Below are 23,300 nucleotides of genomic sequence, written 5' to 3' on the forward strand. Positions count from 1 at the left end.
GAAGAGCGAGGGCCGCGAAACTGGTGGGTCGTGTAGGATTCGAACCTACGACCAATTGGTTAAAAGCCAACTGCTCTACCAACTGAGCTAACGACCCAATCATGGAGGCAATCAGCCTGACCATGCACAGGTTCGGTTGGTGGGTCGTGTAGGATTCGAACCTACGACCAATTGGTTAAAAGCCAACTGCTCTACCAACTGAGCTAACGACCCTTCCGAACGGGTGCAGATATTACGGATATGCCCCTTTAGACGCAAGCCTTTTTTTCATTACCTGCGTTTTCTTGTTCCTCGGGGCATATCCGTGGGGCACCTCGACGCTGCACCCGGCCCAGGTCCGGGCTCGCCTTCGCGCCACCAACATCAGCCCTTGCGGGTAGGCTTGCCACCACGCTTCATGGTCTGTACCGGACGGCGCTTGTGCTTGTCACGGCTCCAACGGTTCTTTTCATCAGGGGTCAGCTCAGGCACCTTGCGCGACTCAAGTCCCGCCACGCTGGCAAGATCGTCCACCTCGTCCTGGGACAGCTCCACCCACTCTCCGGCCTTGGCGCGCTTGTCGAGGAAGATGTTGCCGTAGCGCACACGCTTGAGGCGACTCACGGTGAGGCCTTGCGACTCCCACAAGCGTCTGACCTCACGGTTACGCCCTTCCATGATCACCACATGGAACCAGGTATTGATGCCCTCACCGCCGAACTCCTGCACGTCGGTGAAGCGTGCCGGGCCATCTTCCAGCATCACGCCGTCGACCATGGCCACGACATGCTCGCGCTTGACCTCCCCCATGACGCGAACCGCGTATTCGCGTTCGACCTCGGTGGAAGGGTGCATCAAGCGGTTGGCCAGCTCGCCGTCAGTGGTGAACAGCAGCAAGCCGCTGGTGTTGATGTCGAGTCGCCCGATGGCAATCCAGCGCTCGCCCTTGAGACGCGGCAACCGGTCGAACACGGTACGACGCCCCTCCGGATCCTTGCGCGTGCACAGCTCACCCTCCGGCTTGTTGTACATGATCACTCGGCGCGGCACCTCATCGGCCGCGCGCAAGGTAATCGGCCGATCATCAAAGCTGACTCTATCGCGGGCCTCGACCCGATCACCCAGAGTCGCCACCGAGCCATTGACCTTGACCCGTCCATCGGAGATCGCGGTCTCCATCTCGCGGCGGGATCCCAGGCCGGCACGGGCCAGCACCTTTTGCAGTTTTTCGCTGGTGGTCGTCATTCATCGTTCTCGCTTTCTGTGGGTTCCACCCCCGAGGCAGTGTCATCGTCGACGCGGCCCCGGGCGCGCTCGGACAGCCTGGCTTCAAGATCGGCGAAGCTCAGCCCTGCCCGCTCGGACGCCTTCCCGGCGTGCTGTTCGTCGGCCATCCCGGCCGTCGTGTCGGCGCCCTCAATGGGCGCCTCGGTTTGATCGCCTGCCCCACCCTCAGCCGTCCCAGCGTTCTGGTGAGGGACGTCTGCCTCATCCCGCCCTTGGCCTTCCTGAAGGTTATCCTGAAGGTCCTCCTGGAGATCATCCTCCACAGGCTCGTCGGCCTGGGACAGCAGCGCGGGAGGTGGCGGAGGCGGCTCATCCTCGGTATCAAATTCCTCGAACTGCTTTAGCTCATGCATCGGCGGCAGCTCATCCAGCGTCTTGAGGCCGAAGTCATCAAGGAAGCTGCGGGTGGTGGCGTAGACCGCCGGACGGCCCGGTACATCCCGGTGTCCCACCACACGAATCCAGCCCCGGTCCAGCAACGTCCGCATGATCGAACCGCTTACGGTCACGCCGCGCACCTCTTCAATATCGCCGCGGGTGACCGGCTGACGGTAGGCAATCAGCGCCAGCGTTTCCAGCAGGGCGCGGGAATATCGCTGGGGCCGCTCGTCCCACAGCCTCGCCACCCAGTTGGCCAAGCGCGGACGAATCCGCAGCTGGTAACCCGAGGCGGTCTCGATCAACTCCATGGCACCACTGACGTGGCGCTCGGTCAGACGCTCGAGCGCTTCCTTGAGACGTCGTCTGGTCGGACGCTCATGATCGTCAAACAGCTGCTCAAGCCGGTCCAGCGCCAGCGGCTGACCGGCAGCCAACAGCGCTGCCTCGACGATCTCGTCCAGCGCATCGGGCGTTTCCATCACGCTCATGCGGGCTTGTCTCCCTCGCTCAGCCCCTCTCCGGTGGAGGCTGGTGCAGACTCATCGTAGGCATCACTGTGCCCATCGTCCAAGCTATCCTGGCCGGATATGTCGTCGTCCAGCATCTCATCTTCCACCCCCCCTTCCTCGAATGGCTCGACATCGAACGCGCTTTCGCCGTCATCGTCGAGCGCCTCGTAGGGGTCTTCTTCCTCGTCGCCGGCCAGTCTCGCTCGAACGTGGATCGGTGACATCGGCGCATTCTGCACAATTTCGATCATCGCTTCCTTGGCCAGCTCAAGGATCGCCATAAAGGTGACCACCACTCCGGCCCGGCCCTCCTCCAGCGAGAACAAGGCTTCGAAGGGCGTGTAGTGCTCATGGGTCAGGCGCTCCATGATGGCCAGCATGCGCTCGCGGGTGGACAGCACCTCGCTCTCGATCTGGTGCGCCTGGTTGAGTTCGGCGCGACGCAGGATGCCCGCCAGGGCACCCAGCAATTCGTCGAGTTCCACCTCGGGGTGGATGACCCGCGACTCCACCGGAGGCAGTACCGCTCGGGCCGGAAACCAGTCGCGACCTATCCGCGGAAGCTCGGCCAACGCTTCGGCCGCCAGCTTGAGCCGCTCGTATTCCTGCAGGCGCCGAATCAGCTCGGCACGAGGATCTTCGTCTTCATCGCCGTCTTCACTCTTCGGCGGCCGCGGCAGCAGGGTACGCGACTTGATCTCGGCCAACATCGCCGCCATCAGCAGATACTCGCCCGCCAGCTCGATCTCCATGGCCTTCATCAGCTCGACATACTCGATGTACTGATGGGTAATGGCGGCGACATTGATCGACAAGATGTCGAGATTCTGGCGGCGAATCAGATAAAGCAGCAGATCAAGCGGTCCCTCGAACGCCTCGAGAAACACCCGCAGCGCCTCGGGGGGAATGTAGAGATCTTCGGGTAATTCGGTGATCGGCTCATCAAACAGCCGGCCCAATGCCTGCACCTGGGTCGGCGCAGACGCCGTGTTCGCTGAGGAAGCATCCTCCCCCCCGGCATCGTTCTCGCTGGTTGTCGGCAAATCACTCACACACGTGAACCTGGTCGCGTTGGATCTGGCCCCGATGTGAGACCGACATGAAAGAACTACCGCTGCTTTACCGATCGCCCAGTTTATCAAGCTCTGCGCGTTCTGGCTAAGCCGAGACCGATGCCCGGAAGCGTCTGTTCAATAGCCTCGAGCCTCGACGACAGGGACGGTCGTTCCCTGGCTGCAGACGACAGCGCATGCACCACGCTGCCGGCGCTTTTGCACTCTTGCACTTTTGCACTACTGCGCGCTGTCGGCGGTGCGGTAGCGACCATGGTAGTCGAATAATTTCTCGCGAATCTGCCAGTGCCGCCCCACCTTGCGCCCTACCACAAAGTCTGGCGCTCTCAGCCGGTGCTGATCGTCGCAGACCTGCTGCGGCGTCGACGGCGCCAGTTCTACCCCAGGTGCACGGGCGTGGTCGCGCAAAAAGATCGCCGTAAAGGCCCTGCGCTGTGCCGGCGTTTCCAGCGCGAACCACTCCGACAGACTAGCGCCATCTTCGTCGTGATAGGTGACCTTGAGCCGAGGCAGGCCACGACCGTTGGTGGTCGCCTCAAGCTGCATGCCCGAGACTCGGAGCACTCTGGCATCCTTCAGCTTGAGCGCGTCGCGCAGCTTGTCATCGGCATCCACCAGCAACGCCTGACACCCATGGCAGCGTCGCGCCGCAATATCGTTCTCTGCGCCGCAGTCGCCGCAGGTCTTGAAGCGGAAGCGGAAATCGCACTGTCTTGCACCTGGCTCCGCCTGCGTCAACGCCTGCCCCTGGGCATCGACCAGCCCCTGACAGCGCCGACCGAAGTGCTCGATCACCAGTTCGCCATCGCGCTTTCCCCAGAAAAGGTTGGCATGTCCGCACTGCGGGCACGCCACCTGAACCGGCTCGCTATCGCTGTCTGGACGCGGGCTCCCCACCTCAGGCGCGTACAGGTCCCAAGGGTTACCGGCATAGTCCAGGATCAGGCAGTCCTGCTTGCCCGGTGAGAGACGCAGCCCACGGCCGACGATCTGCTGGTACAGACCGACCGACTCCGTAGGCCTCAGGATCGCAATCAGGTCTACATGGGGCGCATCAAACCCGGTGGTCAGCACCGACACATTGACCAGATACTTGAGGCGTTTGGCCTTGAACGCATCGATGATCCGGGTGCGCTCGTCCCCAGCGGTGGCTCCGGTGATCAAGGCGGCGTCCGCCGCGGGCAGATAGCCCAGAATTTCCTCAGCGTGGGCTACGCTGGCCGCGAACAGCATCACCCCCTGACGATCGGCAGCGCGCTCCATCACTTCACTGATGATACCAGGCGTCGCACGGTGACCTGCCACGACACGATTCAGGTCCTCTTCGCGGTATATACCGGTGCTGCCAGGCACCAGTCGGGAAAAGTCGTAACGTGCCACCGCCGCATCAATCTTGACCGGCTTGGCCAGGTAGCCCTGGCGTACCATCAGCCTCAGCGGCTGTTCGAACACACAGTCGCGAAAGAAGCAGTCTTCATCCCCCCGCACCATGCCATGGTGATGACGATGATAGAGAAACCCCTGCCCCAGCCGATAAGGCGTCGCCGTCAGGCCCAGCACCTTGAGCGACGCGTTGCGCTGACGCAGGTGATCAATGACCCGATGGTAGGAAGACGAGGCCTCCAGCGACACCCGGTGACACTCATCGATCACCAGTAAGGTAAAAGGCCCGTGGGCGTTCTGTTCATCACTGACGGCATCCAGATGGCGCACCACCGACTGCACCGAGCCAAACACGACCTGCCGTGCACTTTCCTTGCGGCCAAGGCCCGCGCTGAAAATATCTGCCTCCAGGCCGTAGGCCAGATACTTTGCGTGGTTCTGTTCCACCAGTTCCCGCACATGGGCAAGGACCAGCACACGGCCCTTGGCCAGACGTGCCAACTCAGCAATCACCAGTGACTTGCCACTGCCCGTGGGCAGCACCACCACGGCGGGGTCATCGCTACGACGAAAGTGACTGACCACTTGCGCCACGGCCTGCTGCTGATAGGGGCGCAGTGTCGGTGTGCTTATTTGGTCAAAATTCGCACCAGCTACCGCCATTCGCGCAACACTCCTCTGCCGAGTTCGGCATGTCTTGATCTAGCGCAGGATACTTAACCCGTTCGATTCGTAGCATGGAGCGCCTGCGCGTGCGTGCGTGCCGAAGGGATAAAGGCCGCTATCGAAGGCGATGCTGCCACCGGCATCTCGACAATGAGCGTCGTCAGGGTCCCCATCAGGGCACCCAGCGACGCGAGCCACCGCAGGTCATCCCACCAAGAAGGCGATGCACTCTACGCCATCTTGGTAACCCGTCACAACAGGCTGACAGCCGGGCTCTCCCCGCCCAGCTGCGTCATCCATGTCGGCACCTCCCGCCGACCACCTTGTCCCCTTACCAAGGACCCCTTCATGATCCTTCGCCACTTTCGCCAGCTGGCTACGTGTTTCGTCATCGCCGGGTTACCGCTGCTGCATGGCTGCAGCGAAGAAACGCCTGCCCTGACCAAGCAGGTGACTCGACCGGTCAAGTTACTGACCTTGGACGAGATCGGAAACAGCTCGATGAGCGCCTACCCCGGCGTCGTCGAGGCATCAGAGCGTACCGACCTGTCCTTTCGGGTCGGCGGCGAACTCAAGGAGCTGAATGTTCAAGCAGGCCAGGTCGTCAGCAGCGGCGAGCGGGTGGCCCTGCTTGACGACCGTGATGCTCGCAACGCCCTGTCCAACGCTCAATCCAGCTATGATCTGGCCCAGGCGACCTACCACCGCATGCAGGTCTCGGTGGAAAAGGGCGCCATCAGCCGCGCCGCCTTTGACGAAGCTCGCGCGGCCTTTCTCTCGGCCCAGGCCCAGTTCGACCTGGCCAAGGATCAGCTCGACTACACCGAGCTGAAAGCTCCCTTCGATGGCGTCATCGCCAGTGTTCCCGTCGACAACTTCCAGGTCATCGCCCCCCAGCAGACCATCGCGGTGCTGCAGCAGCCGGGCAATATCGACGTGACCTTCGAGCTGCCGGAACAACAGGTGCGCCGCCTCAATCGGGAGCGCATTCGCGATATCCAGAGCCGTGACGCTTCCCTGGCCTGGGTGCGTCTGGGTGACGATCCACGCCGTTTCCCGGCGCGCTACAAGGAGCACGACTCCCGCGCGTCAAGCGGCACCCTGAGCTACGAGGTCAAGCTGACCCTGCCCACCCCCGATGACGTCAACGTTCTGGCGGGCATGAGTGCCGTGGTGGAGATCGACATCAACGCCCTGACCGGGGACAGCGAGGGCCTGTGGCGGGTGCCTCTCGGCACCGTCGTCACCCTTGAGGATGCCCCGGACAACACCGTGGTGTGGCGCTACGTGGCCGACGACGAGACCGAAGGCCATGTCGAAGCAGTCGCGGTCGAGGTGCACACCACCAATGACGATGGCGTCTTCATTGCCGGTGATCTCCAGCCGGGAGATCAGCTGGTCACCGCAGGCGCCCACCTTATGCGTGACAAGCTGACGGTCACTCCCTGGGTCCAGGAAGCGGGGCTCTGACCATGATCGGCTATTTTCTACGCAACAAGACCATCAGCTGGATGATCACCCTGCTGCTATCGGTGGGCGGCGTGGTCTCCTTCCTTGGCCTTGGCCAGCTCGAATTCCCTGACTTCACCATCCGCATGGCGCTGGTCAGCACCGCCTACCCTGGCGCCACCCCACAGCAGGTCGAAGAAGAAGTCACCCTGCGGCTGGAAAAGGCCATTCAGGAGATCCCCAACCTCAAGCGGGTCAGCACGGTCAACAGTGCGGGCCTGTCCCAGATTACGGTAGAGCTCGACACCGATGTGCAGGGCACCGCTCTGCCCCAATACTGGGACCTGCTCAGGCGCAAGATCGGCGATACCCAGGCCAGCCTGCCGCCCGGCGCCGGCCAGTCGCTGGTGGTAGATGACTTCAGCGACGTCTACGGCCTGCTGCTCAACCTGTCCGGCGACGACTACAGCCTGTATGACCTGAAGAACCAGGCCGACTTCCTGCAGCGGGAGCTGCGCCTGGTCGATGGCGTCAAGAAGGTGGTCATTGCCGGCGACCGTCCCGAACAGGTCACCATCTCGCTCAACCGCGAGCGGATGCAGGCGCTGAACATCCCGCCAGATGCACTGATCGCGCTGCTTAACGCCCAGAATGCCGTGGCCGATGCCGGCAGCGTGCGTCGTGACGGCAAGATCATCTCACTGCAGCCTAGCGGCGAGTTCAAGAGCGTTCAGGCGCTGGAGGATCTGATCATCGGGCGCCCAGACGCCAACCCGGTCCACCTGGGCGATATCGCCACCGTGACGCGTGGGCTGACGGACCAACCCGGGCAGCTCTATCACGCCGACGGAAAACCGGCGATCTCCATCGGCCTGTCCTTCGTTTCCGGTGTCAACGTGGTCAAGGTAGGCGAGGCCGTGGATGCGCGCCTGGCCGAGCTAGAATCCCGCCTGCCACTGGGCATGGAGCTGACGCCGGTCTACCACCAGCCCGAAGTGGTCAAGGAAGCGGTATCCGGCTTCGTCATCAACCTCATGGAATCGGTCGGCATCGTCATCGTCGTTCTACTGATCTTCATGGGCGTGCGTTCGGGCCTGCTGATGGGGCTGATCCTGACCATCACCATCCTCGGCACGCTGATGCTGATGGCCGCCCACGGCCTGCAATTGCAGAAGGTCTCCCTCGGCGCGCTGATCATCGCGCTGGGCATGCTGGTGGACAACGCCATCGTGGTGACCGAAGGCATGCTGATTGGCCTTGGCAAGGGCAAGAGCAAGCTCGCAGCGGCCAAGGAAGTGGCTGGCCAGAACTGGCTACCGCTGCTGGGTGCCACCGCCATCGCCATCACCGCCTTTGCTCCCATCGGTCTGTCGCCGGACGCCACTGGCGAACTGGTCGGTTCACTGTTCTGGGTGTTGTTCTACTCGCTGCTGCTCAGTTGGGTGACCGCCCTGACGCTGACGCCTTTCTTTTTCGACATGTTCTTCAAGGACGCACCGGCGGACGCGGAGCAGACAGACAGCGATCCCTACAAGGGACTGATCTTCGTCATCTTCGGCTGGCTGGTCGACAAGGGCATCCGCTTCCGCTGGCTCACCATCGCTACCTGCATCGGCTTGCTCGTCGGCGCCTTCGCACTGTCCTCCAATATCAAGAATGCCTTCTTCCCCGACTCCACCACGCCACTGTTCTTTGTCGACGTGTGGATGCCGGAGGGCAGCGATATCCTCGAAAGCGAGCGGATCGCATCGCAGCTGGAGGCCCAGGTGGCCAAGATGGATGAAGTGGTCCACGTCACCAGCGTCATCGGCGGCGGCGCCCAGCGCTTTACCCTGACCTATTCGCCGGAGGACCGCTACGCCAGCTACAGCCAGCTGATCGTCGAGACCGACGACCTTAACAGCAGAGCCCAGCGCATGGCCGACATCATCACCCTGCTGCGCGATGAATACCCTCAGGTACAGTACAAGGTCCAGGCACTGCAGGTGGGGCCATCGGCCAAGGCAAGTCTGGAGGCGCGGATCTACGGACCTGATCCTGACACCCTGCGTACCCTGGCCACCCAGGTCAGCGACGTGTTCCGTGCCGATCCGCTGGTCGACAGCATCCGATTGTCCTGGGGCAATCGGGTGGAAGAACTGACCCCGGACTTCCTTGAACAGCAGGCCCGCCGCGTGGGCGTCACCCGCCAAGCCCTGCATCAGGCGCTGCTGATTCACAATGACGGTCAGGTCGCCGGGGTCTACCGCGAGGGCTCTGACCTGATACCCATCGTCCTGCGTGACGAAGCCTCCCAGCGCTACGGACTCAATGACCTTTCCAGCCTGAATGTGTGGAGCGCCGAACAACAGAAGTACGTCAGCGCCGGGTCCGTCATGGGGCCGCTGCAGACACGTCTGCACGACCCATTGATCAAGCGCCGAGATCGTCAACGCATGCTGGCCGTGTACGCCGAACCGCTGCCGCTGTCCGGCGAGACGGCGGCCAATATCCTGGCCAGGCTGCAGCCGAAGATCGAGGCGATCCCATTGCCTGAGGGCTACCACCTCGGCTGGGGGGGCGAGGACGAAACCTCACGGGATGCCAAGGAAGCGCTGTTCAAGCTGCTGCCCCTCGGCATTCTCGGCATGTTCATCCTGACCATGCTGCTGTTTGGCAATCTGCGCCAGTCGCTGGCGATCTGGTCCATCGTGCCGTTGACCGTCATCGGCATCGTCGGCGGTCTGCTGGCATTCAACGCCCCCTTTACCTTCATGGCGCTGCTCGGCACCCTCAGCCTGGTGGGCATGGTGCTCAAGAACGCCATCGTGCTGGTAGAGGAAATCAAGATCCAGATGGGTGAGCACGATGCGCCCTTCGACGCGATCATGGCCGCCGCCATCAGCCGGGTACGTCCCGTCTCCATGGCCGCGATCACCACCATGTTGGGCATGATTCCGCTGTTCGGTGACGCCTTCTTCGCGTCCATGGCAGTGGTCATCGTGTTCGGCCTGGGGGCGGCGACACTGCTGACCCTGGTGATTCTGCCCGTGATCTACGCCACCCTGTTCGGCATCTACCCGAACACACCGGCCCGAACCGCCACTGCGGGCTGACCACAAGGGTGAGTCCCCAGTGATAACGCGGGGGATAGCGTCAACGACAGGGCCCCGACGGTGCTGCTGCACCGCCGGGGCCCTGTGCCGACTGCCGGAGCAACGCTCCCTGGACAGCGCTCAGTCGAACCGCGGCGGTCTGCCATCCAGGCGAGCACGGCGGTTTAGCTCGCGCTCAGTCAAAGTGCGGCGGTCTGCCATCCAGGCGAGCACGGCGGCTTAGCTCGCGCTCAGTCAAAGCGCGGCGGTCTGCCATCCAGGCGGGCACGGCGGTTTAGCTCGCGCTCAGTCAAAGCGCGGCGGTCTGCCACCCAGGCGGGCACGGCGGTTTAGCTCGCGCTCAGTCAAAGCGCGGCGGTCTGCCATCCAGGCGGGCACGGGTTGCCTCGCGCTGTTCCTGCCCGGCCAGCAGATTGCGCTGGAGCTCGGCCTCCATCGCCAGACGCCCGCGCTGGTCGAGACCGGGGGCTTCACGCCACAACTTGCGCGCGGCGGCCACCGCCTTGGGCGAGCGTCGCGCCAGATCGCCCGCCAGTTCAGCCGCGGCATCCCGCGGATCCTCATCCAGGCGCGACGCCAGGCCCAGTACCATGGCTTCATCGCCGGCAAGATGACGCCCGGTCAGCATCATGTCCTGAAGGATATCGTGGCGCAGCCAGGCGGCGGTTACGCTGACCCCCATGTCCGCCATCAGCCCCCACTCTATCTCCGGCAACGCCAGGATCGCCTCGGGATGAACAATCCGAATATCTGCCCCCAGCGCCATCTGCAGGCCTGCCCCATAGACATGGCCATGCAGCGCCGCCACCACCGGTGCGCCCAGCTCGCGCCAGCCCAGCGCCAGACGCTGAGCGGGGTTGATGCCGCGGGCATCCGGGCTCAACAGCCAGGCGATGCGCTCCGGGGACGCCACGACCGAGGCCACGTCGAGACCAGAGCAGAAGCTTTCGCCCTCACCACTGAGCACCACCGCGCGAACCCCGACACGCTCGGCAAGCCACTGCTGGGCATCCAGCAGAGCGTCGATCATCGGGGGGTCCATCGCATTGTGACGATCTGGTCGCTCAAGGTGAACGCTGGCCACGTGGTTGGCCAGGGTCACGCTCAGGCGATCATGGAAACGGCGCTGGGTGGGAGGCGACATGGGGGCTCCATCTGAAAAAGACCGATATCGGCAGCATCAAACTTGGCACCTGTTGCGTAGCAGCACAAGCTCAAGCATCAACCTTTCCAGCGAGTCACCATCGCCAGCAACGACAACGCCGCCCGAAGGCGGCGCTATCACAGGGTCTAGCAGACACGCTGAGTCCTGAGAGGGACCTGGTTCAGCCCAGCCACACCCGCGCATTGCGGAACAACCGCAGCCAGGCGCCATCCTGAGACCACTCTGACGGACGCCAGGAGTTGGTCACGGCGCGTACCACCCGCTCGGGGTGCGGCATCATGATGGTGACGCGGCCATCCGGTGTCGTCAGTCCGGTGATGCCGGATGGCGACCCATTCGGGTTGGCCGGGTAGCGCGTTGTGCACTGGCCGTAGTTATCGGTATAGCGCAATGCCACCTGCCCCGAGCCCTGCATGCTGCGCAGGTGGGCGCTATCGCGGAACTCGGCACGCCCCTCACCATGGGCCACGGCGATAGGCAGTCGCGATCCTTCCATCCCGGCCAGCAGGATCGACGGTGTCTTTTCCACCTGAACCATGGCCACACGGGCCTCGAACTGCTCCGACTCATTGCGCACGAAGCGCGGCCAGCTCTCGGCACCGGGAATCAGTTCCTTGAGCTGCGACAGCATCTGACAGCCATTGCAGACGCCCAGCGAGAAGCTGTCCTCACGGGCAAAGAAGGCGGCAAACTGCTCGCGAGCGCGCTCGTTGAACAGCACCGACTTGGCCCAGCCACCGCCCGCGCCGAGTACGTCGCCGTAGGAGAAGCCACCGCAGGCGGCCAGCCCTTTGAACTCGTCCAGACCCACGCGCCCTTCCAGCAGGTCGCTCATGTGCACATCGACGGCCTCGAAACCGGCCTTGTCGAAGGCCCAGGCCATCTCCAGATGCCCGTTCACGCCCTGCTCACGCAGGATGGCCGCACGGGGGCGCGCCAGATTGACGAAGGGCGCCGTAATGTCCTCGTCCACATCAAAGGTAGGCGTGGCGCTCAGCCCGGGATCACGGGTATCCAGCAGGTTGTCGAACTCGTTCTTGGCGCACTCGGGGTTATCACGCAGCGCCTGCAGACGATAGCTGGTCTCGGACCAGGTACGCTGAGTCAGCTGGCGCGTGGTCTCGAGCAGCGGCTCCTCGAACAGTGTCACGCGGATCTGGTCGTCGTAGCGAGGACGGGCGATGACGCCGCAGGTTTCGATCCCCGCCGCCGCGAACTGCGCCAGCACCTCTTCGGTGTGCTCACGGCTCACCTGGATGACGGCGCCCAGCTCTTCACTGAACAGGGCATTGACCGCCTCGGACGCTTCATCGATCAACCAGTCCAGCTTGATCTCGAGACCGGCGCGGCTGGCAAAGGCCATTTCCAGCAGGGTGACGATCAGGCCACCGTCGCTGCGGTCATGGTAGGCCAACAGGCGGCCATCGGCATTGAGCCCCTGGATCACGCTGAAGAACGCCTTGAGGTCCTCGGCATCGTCCAGGTCAGGACATTCGTTGCCCACCTGGCCATAGACCTGAGCCAGTGCAGAGCCACCGAGACGGTTGAGACCAGCGCCCAGGTCGATCAGCAGCAGGTCGCTCTCGTCCTGATCCAGGCGAATCTGCGGCGTCAGCGTCTTCATCGCGTCGGTCACCGGGGCAAACCCGGTGATCGCCAGGGTCAGCGGCGAGGTGACGGCCTTCTGCTCGCCATCCTGCTCCCAGGCCGTGCGCATGGACATCGAATCCTTGCCGACCGGTACCGCAATACCCAGCGCCGGGCACAGCTCCATGCCTACGGCGTGCACGGCGTCGAACAATGCCTGGTTCTCACCGACGTGGTCGGCAGCACTCATCCAGTTGGCGGACATCTTGATATCGCCCAGCTTGGCGATGGGGGCCGCCGCCAGGTTGGTGATGGACTCGGCTACCGCCAGTCGCGCGCTGGCCGCAGGGTTGATCAAGGCCACCGGCGAACGCTCGCCCATGGCCATGGCTTCACCGGCATGGGTATCAAAGCTGGCGGTGGTCACGGCCACATCGGCCACCGGCACCTGCCACGGACCCACCATCTGGTCGCGCGCCACCTGTCCGGTGATGGAGCGATCGCCGATCGTGATCAGGAAGCTCTTGGACGCCACCGTCGGCAGTCGCAGCACTCGGTCCAGGGCTTCGCGTAGGTCCAGGTTATCGAGCATGACGCCCGGTAGCTCGAGGCTATTGCGCTCGAATTCCCGCTGCATTTTCGGCGGTTTGCCGAACAGCACGCTCATGGGCAGATCAACCGGGCGCGTATCGAAGTGGCCATCCACCACGGCCAGATGATGCTCGGCAGTCGCTTCACCGACCACCGCGTAGGGGCAGCGTTCGCGCTTGCACAGGGCGTCGAAGGTCTCGAGATCTTCGGGGGCCACCGCCAGCACGTAGCGCTCCTGGGCCTCGTTGCACCAGATTTCCAGCGGGCTCATGCCCGGCTCGGCGTTGGGCACTTCGCGCAGGCTGAACAGTCCACCACGGTCGCCATCCTTGACCAGCTCCGGCAAGGCATTGGACAGTCCACCGGCGCCCACGTCGTGAATGAAGCAGATGGGGTTGTCTTGACCCAGGGCCCAACAGCGGTCGATGACCTCCTGGGCACGTCGCTCGATCTCGGGGTTGTCGCGCTGGACCGAAGCGAAGTCGAGATCAAAGCTGGATGAGCCCGAGGCCATGGAAGAGGCCGCGCCGCCGCCCAGCCCGATCAGCATGGCCGGGCCGCCCATCACGATCAGCTTGCCGCCCACCGGGATCTCGCCCTTGGCAACGTGTTCATCACGAATGTTGCCGTAACCGCCAGCGATCATGATCGGCTTGTGGTAGCCACGACGCTCGATACCGCCGGCGCCCAGGGCGTCCTGCTCGTAGGTACGGAAGTAGCCCGTAAGGTTGGGACGCCCAAATTCGTTATTGAAGGCGGCGCCACCGATGGGGCCCTCAAGCATGATGTCCAGCGCGGTGACGATCCGCTCGGGCTTGCCGTAGTCGAAGGCTTCCCAGGGCTGCACGAACTCGGGAATGCGCAGGTTGGACACGGTAAAACCGGTCAGGCCCGCCTTGGGCTTGCCGCCGATGCCGGTGGCGCCTTCATCGCGAATCTCGCCGCCAGCACCGGTCGCGGCGCCCGGATGCGGGGCGATGGCGGTGGGGTGGTTATGAGTCTCGACCTTGGTCAGGATGTGGATCGGCTCCACCTTGCCGCCATAGCTGGCACGCTCTCCGGCCTTGCCGGTCAGCGGCGTGGGATAGAAACGTCGCGCCTCGCTGCCCTGGATGACGGCAGCATTGTCGCTGTAGGCGGACAAGATCCCCTCAGGCGAGGCCTGATAGGTGTTCTTGATCATCTTGAACAGCGAGTGGCTCTGGGCCTCACCGTCGATCAGCCAGTCGGCGTTGAAGATCTTGTGACGGCAGTGCTCTGAGTTGGCCTGGGCGAACATCATCAGCTCGACGTCGCTGGGGTTACGCCCCAACTCGACAAAGGCGTCGACCAGATAGTCGATCTCGTCCTCGGCCAGGGCCAGGCCGAGCTCGCGATTGGCGGTTTCCAGCGCGCTGCGGCCGCCTTCAAGAACGTCGACCTGGCCGAGCGGAGCCGGCTCGTGGTGGGCGAACAGGGTCGCCGCGTCGGCGCTATCATGCAGCACGGTTTCGGTCATGCGATCGTGCAGGCCAGCGACGATGGCATCAAAGTGTGCTTGCTTGAGCTCACCGCGGACGCTCAAGCGGTAGCGAATACCGCGCTCCAGACGTTTGATCTGGGTCAAGCCACAGTTACGAGCAATGTCGGTGGCCTTGGACGACCACGGGGACTGGGTGCCAACCCGCGGCACCACCAACAGCGTCAGGCCTTCCACGTCGGATTCCTGTTGCGCCGGACCGTAGTCGAGCAACCGTGACAGCAGGGCCTGCTCGTCAGCGTTGAGCTCCTCCCCCACATCGGCAAAGTGCACGTACTCGGCGTGCAGTGCCTCGATCTCGGGGACGGATGCACGCAGTTGAGCCAGCAGCTTGGCGTGACGGAAGTTGGACAGGGCGGGCGCTCCGCGCAGTTCGAGCATATCCAGGAGCCTCTGAAGGTCAGCGATAAAAGAAGGGGCCGCGGCGGGCGAGACGGCATATGATACTGGAAACCGGCGGGTGCGAGAAATCGTCGCGGATGACAGTTTCGCAGGGGCTGGGTAAGGTGGGCGCTCCACGGCCAGCGATGTCTTAAGATGAAGGACGGTTTACGTCACGCGCGACACCTGCGCACCCTTGTCACCATCGGCCTGGGCCTGGTTCTCGCATGCTGGCCCAGACCGCCCGTGCCCCCCTCCGACGTCACGCTGCAGCGAGTGCTGGAGCGCGACTTCATCACGGTGCACACCCGCAACACCCCCTTCACTTACTACGAGGGACGCCAAGGGCCCACAGGGTTCGAGTACGAGTTGATGCGGCGTTTCGCTGATCGCCTCGGGGTCAGCCTGAACCTCAGCGATGATCACCACGTGCAAAGCGTGCTCGACGCGGTGCGTGATCAGGGAGACCTGGGCGCCGCCGCGCTGCCGCTGGACCCGCTGGCACCGGGGCTGATGTTCTCGCGTCCGATTCTGTCGATGCAGCCCATGGTCGTCTACCGGCGTGACCTGCCACCGCCAGACGAGCTTGATGATCTGCTCGAACTGAACATCGGCATCGCCAAGGGCACCGGTATCAGTCGCGTCATGCACGAGCTGCAGCAGCGTCGTCCACAGCTCAGCTGGAAGGAGGCGGAGGACCTGGAAATCGCCGCCCTGCTGCGCCGAGTCGAAGATGGCGATCTGGACGCTGCGGTGGTCTATGCCCACCAGTTCCGGCTCAACCGACTGTTCTTCCCTGAGGTGGAAGATGGCTTCGATGTCGGCCAGCCGGTCACCATGGCCTGGGCCTTTGCCTCCCTGGACGGTCTGGCCCTGGTCGAACAGGCCAACGCCTTTCTGGAGGATCTGCAGGACAGCGGTGAGCTGGACCTTCTTGTCAGCCGCTACTTCGGCCACGATGATTATCTCGAGTATGTCGGTGCCCGGGTCTTCATCCACCACGTCAACCAGCGCCTGCCCCGCTACGATGAACTGTTCAAGCAGGCGGCAAGAGAGCAGCACTTTGACTGGAAGCTGCTGGCCGCTGTGGGGTATCAGGAGTCCCATTGGGACCCGGAAGCGACGTCACCCACCGGCGTCCGCGGCCTGATGATGTTGACCAATGCCACCGCCGAGGAAGTCGGCGTGGCCAATCGCCTGGACGCGGCCCAAAGCATCGAGGGAGGCGCCCGCTACTTGCGCAGCATCGAGGAACGTCTGCCTGACTCGATACGCGGCGACGACAGACTCTACATGGCCCTGGCGGCCTACAACGTCGGCCTCGGGCACCTCTACGACGCCCGTGATATTGCCCGGATGCGGGGTGGCAACCCGGACCACTGGCGAGATGTACGCGACGCGTTACCGCTGCTGCAGGAAAGCCAATGGCACAGCAAGACCCGCCATGGCTACGCCCGGGGTGGCGAACCGGTGATCTATGTGCAGAATATCCGCCGCTATCTTGAGATCCTCGATTACGTCGACCGCAGCCAACAGCAATTTCACAAGCTGAATGCGCGCTTGCCGGACCAGGCGGATTCCGAGATCTTTGAACTCGTTCCGCCGATGCCATAGGACACCCCTGCCAATGTCGCGAATCGCCCTGGTCCTCACCCTGCTGGTTGCTGTGCTGGCAGCGACGGGCCTGATCATCAAGCCAGTGATGATCCAAGACCAGAGCTACATCGCCAGTTGGTCGCTATTGCTCGCGGTGAGCCTGGGGCAAGCCGCCTGGTACTGGCGGGGGGTGCGTCTGTCTGCTGTCTGTCTGGCGCCGGTGCTCGCCGTGCTGCTGTTGGGCCTGGCCAGCTACCTGCTGCCCGAGGGACTGATTCCTTACGCCACGCTCGAGCACTGGGCCGCGCGCCTGCCCGGCGTCAGCGGTATCGACAGCCTGCGTCCTCCGTTGATCGAGCTGTTCGTTCTGCTGGCGCTGGCCGGAGGAGTGCTCGGACGCACACGTGCCAGCCTCGCCACGCCCCTGCTCCAGTCACTGTCACTGCTGTTGCTGATCACCGAGCTGTGGCTCGTGCTCAACGGCCACACCGACTCCCCGCAGAATCTTGCGGGCACCCCCGCCAGCATGGCGCTGATGACGCTGCTTCTTGGCGCCCAGTTCAGCGGCGTCGTCGCCGGCTGGCGCCATACCCGTCCCAGCATTCTGCGCAGTCTGTTACCGTCCCTGGCACTGGTCTTGGTGACCATACTGGTGTGGCACCAGCAACGGCTGTACGAAGATCGCCGCCTGCAGGCCCAGATGCAGGAAGAGACGGATCGACTGTCGGAGCAACTGAGCAACGAGGTGACGGCTCACCTTGAAGCGGTACGTCGCTTTGCCAGTTTCTGGAGCCTGCTCGACGTGCAACCTACCGCGACACAATGGCAGCGCCAGGCAGAACGTTACCATCGCGATTTTGCCTACTTCCTCAACATTGCCTACGTCGAACCCGACGGCACGATTCGCTACGTCTACCCCCGGGACGACGCCAATCTCGCCATCGTCGGGATCAATGCGCTGGACGTTAACCGCCCCTATATCGACGCCTTATCACGGGCGCTGCGCGAGGGCGAGGAGGGGCACACCGGCGTCGTGCCCTTGCTGCAAGGAATGCCGGGCATGATCTACTATCTTCCCATCATCAGTGACCGCACCCAGCAGGTCACCGGGGCAGCCGCCATGGTGCTCAGCCTGCCGGTGCTGGCCGATCAGCTGTACGCCGCAACGCGCCTGAACCGCGAGCATAACCACATGCGCCTGGCCGTTGCCGATAATGTGATCCGCGACTGGCCCACAGCAGAGACACCCGGCCCCTGGACCCACGACAGCGTCATCGCCTTGGGACGTCACGAACTGGTGGTGTCACTCAGCGCCTCCTCGGCGTACCTGCTGGCCCAGCAGTCACGCCAGCCGGCCGCCAGTCTCAGCATTGGCTTGTTGCTGGCCTACTTGCTGTACATGGTGGTCTTCGGCCACCACCGCATGTCCGCGCAGCACACCAGCATGTTCCGCTCCAACGAGGAATTGCGTCGGGAAGTGCGCCACCGAACCCAGCTTCAGCGAGAGGTGGAATGGCTCGCCGGCCACGATGAGTTGACCCTGTTGCCGAACCGACGGCTGTTTCTCACCACCCTGCAGCGTGAACGACAGCAGCGTCCCTTGGCGGTCCTGCTGTGTGATATCGATCACTTCAAGAGCATCAACGACCAGCTGGGCCATCAGGCCGGTGATGAGGCCCTGCGCCGCTTCGCCAGAGTCGGGGCCCTGGCGATACCGGCAGATGCCGTGCTGGCACGCTACGGAGGTGAGGAGTTCGTGGTTCTACTGGTCGGGGATGATGCCGACAACGCCCTGGAAATCGCCGAGACTCTACGCCAGGCGGTGATGCATAGCGGCATAGAGCATGCCGATGGTCGCCCCATGACGGTCAGCGTTGGCGTCGCGACCCACGACGAACAGACTCTGGTTCCCGAAGATCTGCTGCATCGCGCCGACGTCGCGCTCTATCGTGCCAAGCGTAATGGGCGCAATCGCACTGAGACCGACGCCTAACTTGACAAGGATCAAGCCACCGCCAAGTAAACGAGGGTTATGGAGGCACGAAGACATTAGGTTGCTTACCATTGGCGCATGACCGCTGAAATTTGCCGATACGAGCACACCAGCCGATACGGGAAGGTTCAGCGACCCGCACTGACAAACAGCATCTGACATGTCTTCCCGGAGCCACATCATGCCCCCCCTGCGGATTCCGCTGACGCTCGCCGCTCTGGCGCTATCTGCAGCCGGGCTGTGGGCAACGCTGGTAGTGTCAGATACAGCCTTCGGCGCCTCATCGACCGGCACCGCTCTTTGTCTGGCGCTGTTGATCAGCCTGGGGCAACTCGCCTGGTACCGCCAGCGACTGTGGCTCAGCCAGTGCCTGCTGGTGCCATCACTGATGGTGATGCTGATGATCCTGTCGGGCTATCTACTGCCCGTACCGTGGTTATCCGCTCCGCTCTTCGACCAACCGTTAGCGCTGGCTACATCGCCGCCACGTTGGGGCTTTAGCCCGCCCAGCCTACTGGATACCCTGCTGTTGACCTGCTTGAGTCTCAGTCTGCTGCTGCGTACTCGGGCAAGTCTCGGAGCGCCGCTCATGCATGCTCTGGCAGTGTTGGTCTGGTCGATGCTGGCCTATCTGCAATGGTGGCCTGGAGCCATGAATCCCCTCGCGCCGATGGCCGGTCCATGGCTCCTTGCAGTGGCAGCACTGCTACTGGTCACCCAAGTGGTTACCGTCGTCACCGGATGGCGTAACGCCTTGCCCAGCGTTTTGCGCGGCCTGGGGCCAGCCTGTCTGATCGCCGGCATTGCCACGGGGGTGTGGTATCTACAGGAAAGCGAGGCCAATCATCAATTGATGGACCGGGCCCAGCGCGAGTCGGATCGTCTGGCCCAGCAGATCACCTCAAGGATCAATGAAAAGCTGCTGGCCGCGCGTCGCCTGCGCCTGGACTGGGAACTCGACGGAGCGCTACCGGACGCACTGCGCTGGCAAGCGCAGACCCAAGCCTTTCTCGCTGACTTCCCCAACCTTGCCTTCATCGCCTTGGCAGGCCCAGAGGGCAGGTTGAGACGGTTTCAGTCCACAGGTCTCACCGGCCTGGATCGCGACGCTGCTCGCCATGTCGGCCTGCTGATGCCAGACGCGCAAGACTCCGCAACATCCCCCCGTGAGAGCGCCTCTGCCGTGCTGACCTTGCCGGACGGTGCACGTGGCATCATCAGCTTCCTGCCGGTCAGGTCGTCCTCCAGCCATCAGCCGCTGGGCACGATCTGGCTGGCCTTCGACCTGGACCGGCTGACCACTCAGGTCATGCCTGCTGAAGCTCGCGACGGCCGTGTCTGGCAGGCCACGCTATGGTCAGACAAGCGTCCGGTGTGGCGTCTTCCTGGCCCAGATATAGAGGGGCCCTGGTCTGTCAGCAGTACAGTGCAACTCTTGACGCACCCCCTGCGACTGGAGATTCGCCCCAGCCACGCCCTCCTCAGCCAACTCAAGCTGCACTATCCTGCTGCCTCGCTGTGCGCCGGTTTCATTGTGGCCTGGTTGCTGTATCAGCTGCTCTACAGCCGTCACCAGCAGCGTCAACAGCACCACCAGATCGCCGACACCAACATTGAGCTACGTCGCGAGATGCGTCGCCGTTCGCGACTGCAGAAAAACATCGAATGGCTGGCAGACCATGACGACCTGACAGGACTGTTGAATCGCCGCAAGTTTCTGGCGAGCTTGCCGAAAAGCGCCTCACAGCAGCCGCTGAGCTTACTGCTGTGCGACCTGGATCACTTCAAGAGCATCAACGACCAGCAAGGCCACCAGGCGGGTGATCGGGCGCTCAAGCGATTCGCCGAGACCGTTCGTAGACGACTGCCCGAGGGCGGACTCGCCGCCCGCTACGGGGGGGAAGAGTTCGTCATCTACCTTCCTCAGGGCGACGCTGCGAAGGCCAGAGAGTGGGCCGAGTCGCTGCGTGAAGCGGTTCAGTCCAGCGGCATACAGCATGTCGATGGCCGCCCTCTGACCGTATGCATTGGCCTGATGACGCAGGCCCAAGGCCGCGTTGCGCCCAAGGATCTGTTGCACCAAGCGGATCTGGCGCTCTATCGGGCTAAGCGAAGGGGGCGCAACCGAGTGGAGGAAGCCTCAGCGGCCCCCGAGGTAGCTGTCGATAGCACAGACCTTCACGCTGAGCCCGGTGGCTGACGCCAGCCGCTGACGGACTTGAGTTACCTGCCACCTGTCTCAGCTAGCGTCCTGCCCCTTGCGCTGTTCAGCCGCGGCGCGGCGCTCCACGAAAAATGCCTTCAACAGTCGAGAGGCGCGACTGGCCAGGACACCGCCTTGCACCTCCACCCGGTGAAAGTGCCAAGGCTGGGCCAACAGATTTGCCTTGGACTCGACCATTCCCGAGCGTGGTTCACTGGCGCCATACACCAGGCGGCGAATGCGCGCGTGAATGATCGCGCCGCTGCACATCATGCAGGGTTCCAGCGTGACGTACAGCGTGCACCCTTCCAGACGATAATTGGACAACGTGACGCCTGCGTCTCTTAGCGCCTGGACCTCGGCATGGGCGCTCGGATCATGACGGGAAACGGGGGAGTTGAATCCTCGGCCGACGATGTTTCCCTCGGCATCCACCACGATCGCCCCCACCGGCACTTCTCCCGCGCGCCCCGCCTGTTCGGCCAGCTCAAGCGCTCGGTGCATATAGAATTCATCACTGCGCAAGATGGGTCTCTCCCGTAAACTGGTCAACAAGCACATTACTGATTTCTGATCGCCGCGGCGAAGAACACCTTGTCGCAGCGGTCATCGACAGGCCGGTTTCATGCCGGCTCATGGAGGATACGCGAATGTCCGACGCCTTGAAGGGCCTGGTTGACCTGCTGGGCCTGGAAATGCTGGAGGAGAACCTGTTCAGGGGCCGTAGCCAGGATCTGGGACTGCCTCAGCTGTTTGGTGGACAGGTGCTGGGGCAAGCCCTGTCCGCGGCCACTCAGACGGTCGATCCTGAGCGCCAAGTGCACTCGTTGCACGGTTACTTCCTGCGCCCGGGTGACGCATCCATGCCAGTGGTCTACCAGGTCGATCGCGTGCGCGACGGCGGCAGCTTCACCACTCGTCGCATCACCGCTATTCAGAAAGGGCGTCCCATTTTCTTCTGCAGTGCGTCCTTCCACGGCCGTGAAGACGGCTTCAGCCACCAGGCCAGCATGCCCAGCCTCGATATCAGCGAACCGGACGCCAGCGATGCGATACTAAGGTTCCCCGGTCATCCCATCGAGTTTCGCCACGTCGAGGACAGCGCTGAGCCGGGACAGCCTGCGCGCAAGCGACTGTGGTTCCGCCTGCGTGGCGAGCTTCCCGATGACGCCGCCCTTCACCGCTACCTGCTGGCGTACAGCTCGGACTTCAATCTGCTGACCACGTCGCTGGTTCCACACGGTATTCGCTTTGGCGATCCTTCACTGCAGATCGCCAGTCTCGATCACTCGCTCTGGTTCCATCAGGACGTCGTCGTCAACGATTGGCTATTGTACGACATGGACAGCCCTTGGGCAGGAGGAGCGCGAGGCCTCGCCCGCGGCAGCATCTACAACCGCAAGGGCGAGCTGGTGGCCTCCAGTGCCCAGGAAGGTCTGACACGGCTGCGCCAGGGGTCCTAGCGCCCACTCAGCACGAACAGCAAGGCGCTTGCTGTTCGTGCGAGCCAGCGGCGGCTGAGCATGTCGACGCCTGTACCCGGCCTCTCGCTGCGGGGTCAGCCGTCGGAAGGAACGTCCTTCTGGTCTGACCGCTGGTTCCTTGCGCGGATCTTGAGATTGAGCATCTCGACGGTGACCGAGAAGGCCATGGCGAAGTAAATGTAGCCTTTCGGAATATGGAAGCCGAGTCCCTCGGCCACCAACATGACGCCGATCAGAATGAGAAAGCTCAGTGCCAGCATCTTGATCGTCGGGTGACGATCAACAAACTCCCCTATGCCTTTGGCGGCCACCATCATCACACCCACGGCCGCCACTATCGCAATGACCATGACCGGAACATGGTCGACCATGCCCACTGCGGTGATGACGGAGTCCAGCGAAAACACAATGTCGATCACGGCAATCTGCGCCAGCACTGCCACCATGCTGGACGCCGCGGCCTTGGTCGCGGAAGTGTCGCCGGCACCTTCCACCGCCGCATGAATCTCGTGAGTGCTCTTTGCCAGCAGGAACAGCCCACCCAGCAACAGCACCAGATCACGCCCCGATATCTCCACGTCCAGTATCGTGAACAGTGGTGCCGTCAGGCTCATCACCCAAGCCAGCGATAGCAAAAGCGCAATGCGTGCCCCCATCGCCAGTCCCAGCCCCAGCATCCTGGCGCGCTGGCGCTGATGCTCCGGCAGGCGTCCCACCAGTATCGAAATGAAGATGATATTGTCGATGCCGAGCACGATTTCTAGCGCCGTCAACGTGCCCAGCGCAATCCATGCCTCGGGTGATGCCACCCAGTCGAACATGCCTTCCCTCCCGCCAGAACAGAGCCCAATGAGAAGGCAAGACGCCTTCCCGAGCACTATCAGCCACCTTCCGATTCAGCACAAGATGGTGAAGAAAAGAAGCCTAGGGAAGGAGAATGAGGGAACGAGGAAGCGGGA

14 protein-coding genes and 2 tRNA genes are annotated in these 23,300 nt (G+C 63.1%); 6 read left to right on the forward strand and 10 right to left on the reverse strand.

Annotation, left to right across the window (positions count from 1 at the left end):
- Window positions 1-21 precede the first annotated feature (21 nt).
- The 6 genes from JF545_RS05465 to JF545_RS05490 all read right to left on the reverse strand — a co-directional run bounded on the left by JF545_RS05465 (window position 22) and on the right by JF545_RS05490 (window position 5,275).
- Window positions 22-97 (reverse strand) — tRNA-Lys (locus JF545_RS05465).
- A 40-nt stretch (window positions 98-137) separates the two neighbouring features.
- Window positions 138-213 (reverse strand) — tRNA-Lys (locus tag JF545_RS05470).
- Window positions 214-363: 150 nt separating this feature from the next.
- A complete protein-coding gene (rluB, locus tag JF545_RS05475) occupies window positions 364-1,224 on the reverse strand; it encodes a 23S rRNA pseudouridine(2605) synthase RluB (RefSeq protein WP_206940045.1) in 861 nt (286 codons plus the stop codon).
- Window positions 1,221-2,135, reverse strand: a complete 915-nt coding sequence (gene scpB / locus JF545_RS05480) for an SMC-Scp complex subunit ScpB (RefSeq protein WP_206940047.1) — start codon at window positions 2,133-2,135, stop codon at window positions 1,221-1,223. Before scpB ends, rluB begins: the two co-directional genes overlap by 4 nt.
- The gene (locus JF545_RS05485; protein ID WP_206940814.1) at window positions 2,132-3,124 is read right to left on the reverse strand and encodes a segregation/condensation protein A; all 993 of its coding nucleotides are present in this window, start codon (window positions 3,122-3,124) and stop codon (window positions 2,132-2,134) included. Before JF545_RS05485 ends, scpB begins: the two co-directional genes overlap by 4 nt.
- 324 nt (window positions 3,125-3,448) lie before the next feature.
- On the reverse strand, window positions 3,449-5,275 hold the full coding sequence (locus tag JF545_RS05490; RefSeq protein WP_206940049.1) for a DEAD/DEAH box helicase: 1,827 nt from the start codon (window positions 5,273-5,275) through the stop codon (window positions 3,449-3,451).
- 351 nt (window positions 5,276-5,626) lie between these two features.
- On the opposite strand from JF545_RS05490, the gene JF545_RS05495 reads away from it, so the two are divergent.
- Together JF545_RS05495 and JF545_RS05500 are read left to right on the forward strand one after the other, a co-directional pair.
- Entirely contained in the window at window positions 5,627-6,748 is a 1,122-nt protein-coding gene (locus JF545_RS05495; RefSeq protein ID WP_206940051.1) for an efflux RND transporter periplasmic adaptor subunit, read from the forward strand.
- A gap of 2 nt (window positions 6,749-6,750) precedes the next feature.
- Window positions 6,751-9,822 carry an efflux RND transporter permease subunit gene (locus JF545_RS05500; RefSeq protein ID WP_206940052.1) on the forward strand — a complete coding sequence of 1,024 codons (3,072 nt, stop codon included), beginning with the start codon at window positions 6,751-6,753 and terminating at the stop codon, window positions 9,820-9,822.
- A 340-nt stretch (window positions 9,823-10,162) separates the two neighbouring features.
- Here the strand turns inward: JF545_RS05500 and JF545_RS05505 are convergent, their stop codons facing one another.
- Window positions 10,163-10,966 carry a crotonase/enoyl-CoA hydratase family protein gene (locus JF545_RS05505; protein WP_206940055.1) on the reverse strand — a complete coding sequence of 268 codons (804 nt, stop codon included), beginning with the start codon at window positions 10,964-10,966 and terminating at the stop codon, window positions 10,163-10,165.
- Between the two features lie 181 nt (window positions 10,967-11,147).
- Entirely contained in the window at window positions 11,148-15,065 is a 3,918-nt protein-coding gene (gene purL / locus JF545_RS05510; protein ID WP_206940057.1) for a phosphoribosylformylglycinamidine synthase, read from the reverse strand.
- 156 nt (window positions 15,066-15,221) lie between these two features.
- On the opposite strand from purL, the gene mltF reads away from it, so the two are divergent.
- The 3 genes from mltF (at window position 15,222) to JF545_RS05525 (ending at window position 20,854) form a co-directional block, all read left to right on the forward strand.
- Window positions 15,222-16,679 carry a membrane-bound lytic murein transglycosylase MltF gene (gene mltF / locus JF545_RS05515; RefSeq protein ID WP_206940059.1) on the forward strand — a complete coding sequence of 486 codons (1,458 nt, stop codon included), beginning with the start codon at window positions 15,222-15,224 and terminating at the stop codon, window positions 16,677-16,679.
- 13 nt (window positions 16,680-16,692) lie between these two features.
- Complete coding sequence (locus tag JF545_RS05520; protein WP_206940061.1) at window positions 16,693-18,654, forward strand: GGDEF domain-containing protein; 1,962 nt, start codon at window positions 16,693-16,695, stop codon at window positions 18,652-18,654.
- 181 nt (window positions 18,655-18,835) lie between these two features.
- Window positions 18,836-20,854 carry a GGDEF domain-containing protein gene (locus JF545_RS05525; RefSeq protein ID WP_206940063.1) on the forward strand — a complete coding sequence of 673 codons (2,019 nt, stop codon included), beginning with the start codon at window positions 18,836-18,838 and terminating at the stop codon, window positions 20,852-20,854.
- 39 nt (window positions 20,855-20,893) lie between these two features.
- Here the strand turns inward: JF545_RS05525 and tadA are convergent, their stop codons facing one another.
- On the reverse strand, window positions 20,894-21,382 hold the full coding sequence (gene tadA / locus JF545_RS05530; RefSeq protein ID WP_206940065.1) for a tRNA adenosine(34) deaminase TadA: 489 nt from the start codon (window positions 21,380-21,382) through the stop codon (window positions 20,894-20,896).
- 125 nt (window positions 21,383-21,507) lie between these two features.
- Here tadA and JF545_RS05535 point away from each other — a divergent pair, with 125 nt between their 5' ends.
- On the forward strand, window positions 21,508-22,320 hold the full coding sequence (locus JF545_RS05535) for an acyl-CoA thioesterase (RefSeq protein ID WP_206940067.1): 813 nt from the start codon (window positions 21,508-21,510) through the stop codon (window positions 22,318-22,320).
- A 95-nt stretch (window positions 22,321-22,415) separates the two neighbouring features.
- On the opposite strand, the gene JF545_RS05540 is transcribed toward JF545_RS05535, so the two are convergent.
- A complete protein-coding gene (locus JF545_RS05540) occupies window positions 22,416-23,162 on the reverse strand; it encodes a TerC family protein (protein ID WP_206940069.1) in 747 nt (248 codons plus the stop codon).
- Between the last annotated feature and the right edge of the window lie 138 nt (window positions 23,163-23,300).

This window comes from Halomonas litopenaei (assembly GCF_017303055.1).
In the GTDB taxonomy this organism is placed as follows: Bacteria; Pseudomonadota; Gammaproteobacteria; order Pseudomonadales; family Halomonadaceae; genus Halomonas; species Halomonas litopenaei_A.

Bases quoted from the DNA above. Each gene is read 5' to 3' on its own strand.
- rluB (WP_206940045.1), bottom strand. From the start codon at position 1,224: ATGACGACCACCAGCGAAAAACTGCAAAAGGTGCTGGCCCGTGCCGGC.
- scpB (WP_206940047.1), bottom strand. From the start codon at position 2,135: ATGAGCGTGATGGAAACGCCCGATGCGCTGGACGAGATCGTCGAGGCA.
- JF545_RS05490 (WP_206940049.1), bottom strand. From the start codon at position 5,275: ATGGCGGTAGCTGGTGCGAATTTTGACCAAATAAGCACACCGACACTG.
- JF545_RS05495 (WP_206940051.1), top strand. From the start codon at position 5,627: ATGATCCTTCGCCACTTTCGCCAGCTGGCTACGTGTTTCGTCATCGCC.
- JF545_RS05500 (WP_206940052.1), top strand. From the start codon at position 6,751: ATGATCGGCTATTTTCTACGCAACAAGACCATCAGCTGGATGATCACC.
- JF545_RS05505 (WP_206940055.1), bottom strand. From the start codon at position 10,966: ATGTCGCCTCCCACCCAGCGCCGTTTCCATGATCGCCTGAGCGTGACC.
- purL (WP_206940057.1), bottom strand. From the start codon at position 15,065: ATGCTCGAACTGCGCGGAGCGCCCGCCCTGTCCAACTTCCGTCACGCC.
- mltF (WP_206940059.1), top strand. From the start codon at position 15,222: ATGAAGGACGGTTTACGTCACGCGCGACACCTGCGCACCCTTGTCACC.
- JF545_RS05520 (WP_206940061.1), top strand. From the start codon at position 16,693: ATGTCGCGAATCGCCCTGGTCCTCACCCTGCTGGTTGCTGTGCTGGCA.
- JF545_RS05525 (WP_206940063.1), top strand. From the start codon at position 18,836: ATGCCCCCCCTGCGGATTCCGCTGACGCTCGCCGCTCTGGCGCTATCT.
- JF545_RS05535 (WP_206940067.1), top strand. From the start codon at position 21,508: ATGTCCGACGCCTTGAAGGGCCTGGTTGACCTGCTGGGCCTGGAAATG.
- JF545_RS05540 (WP_206940069.1), bottom strand. From the start codon at position 23,162: ATGTTCGACTGGGTGGCATCACCCGAGGCATGGATTGCGCTGGGCACG.